This window comes from Bellilinea sp. (assembly GCF_034432615.1).
Lineage (GTDB): Bacteria > Chloroflexota > Anaerolineae > Anaerolineales > Anaerolineaceae > Bellilinea.
In genome coordinates this window covers 1-5168 of record NZ_DAOUBL010000056.1, presented here as the reverse complement: position 1 = coordinate 5168, position 5168 = coordinate 1, and the positions used below count along the sequence as shown (strand labels likewise).

Below are 5168 nucleotides of genomic sequence, written 5' to 3'. Positions count from 1 at the left end.
AAAGGATAAAAAAGTTCGCGTAGCAATTGTTGGAGTGGGAAATTGTGCTTCTTCGCTGGTGCAGGGAGTGCATTTCTATCGCAATGCGGCCGAAACGGACCGTATTCCGGGGTTGATGCATGTCAATCTGGGCGGCTACCATATCCGCGATATTGAATTTACGGCTGCCTTTGATGTGGTGGACACCAAAGTGGGGAAAGACCTTTCAGAAGCCATTTTCTCTTACCCGAACAATACCTTTAAATTTACCGAGGTGCCTTACCTGAACGTGCCCGTTTACCGCGGCATGACGCATGACGGCCTGGGCAAATACCTGAGCCAGATTGTCAAAAAAGCACCGGGTCCCACCGCGGATATTGTGGGTATTTTGCGGGAAACCAAAACGGATGTGGTGGTCAGCTACTTGCCGGTGGGTTCCGAAATGGCAACCAAATGGTACGTGGAGCAGGTGCTGGAGGCCGGTTGTGGTTTTGTGAACGCCATTCCGGTCTTTATCGCCAGTTCGGAATACTGGGCGGAACGCTTCCGCCAGAAAAAATTACCAATCATCGGTGATGATATTAAGAGTCAGGTGGGCGCAACCATTCTACACCGGGTTTTGACCAGCCTGTTCGTGGACCGCGGAGTGAGGCTCGACCGCACTTACCAGTTGAATTTTGGCGGTAATACCGATTTTCTCAACATGCTGGAAAGAGAGCGGTTGGAATCCAAGAAGATTTCCAAAACGGGTGCGGTTACTTCAATGCTGCCTTATACCCTGCCGGAAAATGACATCCACGTTGGACCCAGCGATTATGTGCCGTGGCTGACTGACCGCAAGTGGTGCTACATTCGAATGGAAGGCACCACCTTTGGAGAGGTGCCGCTCAATCTGGAAGCAAAATTAGAAGTATGGGATTCGCCCAATTCAGCCGGCGTGGTAATTGATGCAATCCGCTGTGTCAAACTGGCGCTGGACCGCGGAATCGGCGGGCCGTTGTACGCTCCTTCTTCTTACTTCATGAAAACTCCGCCCAAGCAGTTCCGCGATTCGGTAGCGCTGGAAATGACCGAAGCATTTATTCGTGGCGAGGCTGAGTAATTTCCGTTCTGCCTTTATAAGCCTGTGCTGGATGATGCTTTTTCATCTGGCGGCGTGCGTAAGCGTTGCTGAGCTGCCGCCAGATGTTTCCATATCCCCTTCCACAGCAGCCCAAACGATCAAACCGAGTTCTACGCCGTTTCTGCCGGCCACCGTAATCCCGCATCTCACGAACATCCCAACCCATACGCCAACCCAAACCGAAACCCCTCTTCCTGTGGAAGGTTTTCTTCCACGTCTTGCCAAAGATGTAAAACCGGTTTCTTACCTGGATACCTGTGAGTATCTGGCTGCCCGCTGGGACCCTCAAAATGCCCAACCGGGCAGCGTTGTGGTGCCGATCATGTACCACGGTATACGCAAAGAAGGCGGCAGTGTCAACGACAACATTACCGTAACCGAAAAGTATTTCAAACAAACCATGCAGCATGCGGTTGAGCTGGGTTTTCAGACTATCACGATTGAGCAACTGGCGGCTTTCTTGCAACGCAATGCGTATATTCCCCCGCGTTCCTTGCTATTAATCATTGATGACCGGCGGCTGGGAACCGTGCGTAACCATTTTATGCCGGTACTGGAACAAAATCAGTGGACTTTGGTCATGGCGTATATCACCGGTGTGGCAGATCAAAGAGAATGGCGTGAGATAAAATCCGTGCTGGCTTCCGGGCGGGTTGAAATTGAAGCACATGGGTTTTTACACAATGGCGCTACTTACTTTACAGAAAAAACCCCTGCCGATGTGATTCATCAAGAGATTTATGGCCCAATTCAGGCGTTTGAGGAAAATTTAGGTTTTCGCCCAAAGGTGTTCATCTGGCCGGGCGGCAATTTTACACCCGCAACCGTTGCTGAGGCAGACAAGGCCGGTTATCAGTTGGGTTTTACTGCCTATGCCCGTGGACCGGTGATGTTCAACTGGATTCCCCAGGGAGAACCCGAGCGGCAGGCGGGCAACCCATTCCTGTTATTACCTCGTTACTGGAGCACGGCCGCCTATGTGAATCTGGATCAGGCGGTAGAATTAGCACAACAGGCGGCCGATTTTGCCAACCAAAACCGTCAGGCCGAACTGGACTGGTACAACAGGTATTGTTCCGCGCACCCTCGCCCTGAAATGCACCCCATGGAACCCATTTTGAAACCATGAAGGATTGTATATTTTGCCGAATCATCAGCAGTGAAGCGCCTGCGACCATCGTGTTTGCCGATGAGTTTGTGACGGCTTTTTTTGATATTCACCCGATCACACCGGTGCATATTCTGGTGGTACCCAATGAGCACATCGAATCGGTGAACGAGGTGGAGGAGAAACATGCCGCCCTGTTGGGACATATGATTGTGGTTGCCAGGCAGCTGGCTTTTGCCAATGGGTTGGATCAGCGCGGTTACCGTTTGGTGATTAACACCGGCCCTGAGGCCGGACAGTCGGTTTTTCACCTTCACCTCCATCTGATCGGGGGGAGAAGAATGCCGTTTCGGTTTCAGTAGAGGGGTATGATGAGCGACAAACAGCGAAGAAAATGGATGATCCTGGTCGGTGTGTTTGCGATGATTTTGCTGAGATGTGTCCAGCCAGCGCCTCAATCGGACTTTTGGAGGCCGGTTGAGGGGGGAAATTCGCCGCTTTTATCTGTTGACTCATTGCAAGGCTCACCAACACCTTCGCTCTCCTTTACCCTGCCGCCCACGCGGGTTCCCGGCGCTCCTGTTTTTACACCAACACCGGATGCGCCTCGCCTTTTACCTACGCTCCGTTCCGAACAGGATGAATATGTCCTCCAAGCGGGGGATACGCTTGGCAAAGTTGCACAATTGTTTAATGTGGATATTCAAACCCTGGTTGAGGCTAATCAGATTGCCAACCCGAATTTGGTGCCGGCTGGCTTAAGGGTGATTATTCCGGCGCCTTCCCCGCAACCGATGGGGTCGTCTTTCAAAATTATCCCCGATTCTGAACTGGTGTTTAGTCCTGCGGCTATTCCTTTTGATGTGTTTGCGTTTGTGCGCCAGCAGGGGGGCTATCTTTTTGCTTATCGCGAAACGCTGGATGATCAGCCATACACCGGCACAGAGGTGGTGATTCGGGTGGCGCGCGAGTATTCGGTCAACCCGCGCTTGCTGTTGGCGGTGCTGGAGTATCAATCCGGGTGGGTGAGCCAATCACAACCACCCGCCAACACGATGGATTTTCCTCTTCGTTTTTACGATCCAAACCGGCGCGGCTTGTACCGCCAGCTTTCATGGGCCGCCAATCAACTCAATCGTGGTTATTACTTGTGGAAAGTGAACGGCATCTCTGCCTGGCAGCTGGCAGATGGCGGACTTGTCCCGCCCGACCCCACTGTTAATGCCGGCACAGCTGGCGTTCAAAATCTGATGGGATTGTTATATTCGCGAAGCGAATGGGATTCTGCAGTCGGGCCGGATGGACTTTTCGCAGTTTTCAACCGGTTTTTCGGCTATCCGTTTGACTGGGGGATTGAGCCGCTGCTGCCCGTAGATTTACAGCAGCCTGCCATGCAATTGCCCTTTGAGGATGGGGTGGTCTGGTCATTTACCGGGGGACCGCACGGCGGCTGGGGGGATGGTTCGGCGTGGGCTGCGCTTGATTTTGCCCCACCCGACAGCGGCTGGGGGTGTGGAATCAGCAATCAATGGGTGACGGCTGTAGCAGATGGGGTGGTGGTGCGTTCGGAAAGCGGTGTAGTGGTGCTAGATCTGGATGGTGACGGCTACGAACAAACCGGCTGGACGGTGTTATATCTTCATCTGGCTACTGCAGACCGGGCAACGGTTGGAATGCGCGTAAAAGCCGGCGACCGGCTTGGTCATCCTTCCTGTGAAGGCGGGGTTTCCAATGGTACTCATGTTCACATAGCGCGAAAGTTCAATGGTGAGTGGATACCGGCAGATGGGCCTGTTCCGTTTGTGCTGGACGGCTGGGTCTCAGTGGGAGATGGTGTAGAATATAATGGAATGTTAGTGCGGAATGGAGTCATTGTTGAAGCGTGGGATCGCCTGCTTCCTGAAAATCAGATTTCCCGGTAAGCGTCTTCAGACCCTGCTGGTTCTGGGGGTGTGGTTGCTTTCGATTCTTGCCTGTTCGCAGGGCTATGTTTCGGATTATGATTTGACGGCAACCGCCTTATTCCCGGCTGGTGGTTCGGGGGGAGGTGCGGCTGAGCCGGAGGCAACCGCTTTGCCTTCTTTGCAACCGGCTGGGGGAGGGCTGGATAATCCGATAGCCGTGAGCACACCCGGTGAAGCAAGGTTTACTCCCTCTCAGCCCATTTTCACCCCGCTGCCAACCCGCAGTACGCCACTCCCGCCCATTTTGTACTACACTCAAGCGGGAGATACGCTGCCAGCAGTCGCAGTTCGCTTTGGGGTGCTGCCGGAAGAAATAACCTTTCCGGAAGCGGTTCCGCAAACCGGCTTGATCAATGCCGGAAAGTTATTGATCATCCCCAACCGGCTGGACCAGACCGGCCCGGCAGATTTGCTGCTGCCGGATAGTGAAATTGTTTTCTCGCCGTCCGCGCTCGATTTTGATCTCAAAGGGACAATTCAGCAGGCTGGAGGCTATCTCAGTACCTATCGCGAATATCTGGCAGATGGGTGGAAAAGCAGCGACGAGGTGATTTACAAAGTGGCGGTGGAAAACTCCATCAATCCCCGTTTGCTGCTGGCGCTGGTGGAATATCAGGCGCGCTGGGTATATGGTCAACCGGCTAACCTTGCCGAAGTGGATTATCCGCTGGGGGTGATCAATTTCGAAAGAAAAGGCCTCTATAAACAACTCACTTGGGCGGTACAGCAGCTTTCGATTGGATATTACGGCTGGCGCAACGGCATTTTGACCGAGGTACAGTTCTCGGATGGCAGCCGCGTACGCCTGGCGCCGGGGTTGAACGCCGGTTCGGCAGCGTTGCAGTATCTCTTTTCCCGTTTGTACCCGCAAATTCTGTGGAACGGCGTACTGGGCGGTGAGGATAGTTTTGTAAAACTGTATGAAAAAATGTATGGCAACCCGTGGATGCGTGCGCAGGCGGTTGAACCGCTGCTGCCGGTCAGGTTGACCGGC

Annotated in this window: 5 protein-coding genes; all 5 read left to right on the top strand. The window is 53.4% G+C overall.

All coding sequences use genetic code 11. The features are described from left to right. Positions 1 to 1081 (top strand): inositol-3-phosphate synthase (locus tag VAE48_RS03055; protein ID WP_322791843.1); only part of this gene is annotated, 1081 nt, incomplete at its 5' end. Positions 1082 to 1112: 31 nt separating this feature from the next. Next, positions 1113 to 2231 carry a polysaccharide deacetylase family protein gene (locus VAE48_RS03050; protein ID WP_322791842.1) on the top strand — a complete coding sequence of 373 codons (1119 nt, stop codon included), beginning with the start codon at positions 1113 to 1115 and terminating at the stop codon, positions 2229 to 2231. Next, positions 2228 to 2572 (top strand): histidine triad nucleotide-binding protein, encoded by a 345-nt coding sequence (locus VAE48_RS03045; protein ID WP_322791841.1) that lies wholly within the window; start codon positions 2228 to 2230, stop codon positions 2570 to 2572. Before VAE48_RS03050 ends, VAE48_RS03045 begins: the two co-directional genes overlap by 4 nt. A 6-nt stretch (positions 2573 to 2578) precedes the next feature. After that, the gene (locus VAE48_RS03040) at positions 2579 to 4132 is read left to right on the top strand and encodes a LysM peptidoglycan-binding domain-containing protein (RefSeq protein ID WP_322791840.1); all 1554 of its coding nucleotides are present in this window, start codon (positions 2579 to 2581) and stop codon (positions 4130 to 4132) included. Beyond that, the coding region (locus VAE48_RS03035; protein ID WP_322791839.1) for a hypothetical protein at positions 4086 to 5168 on the top strand (1083 nt) is incomplete at its 3' end. The genes VAE48_RS03040 and VAE48_RS03035, both read left to right, overlap by 47 nt.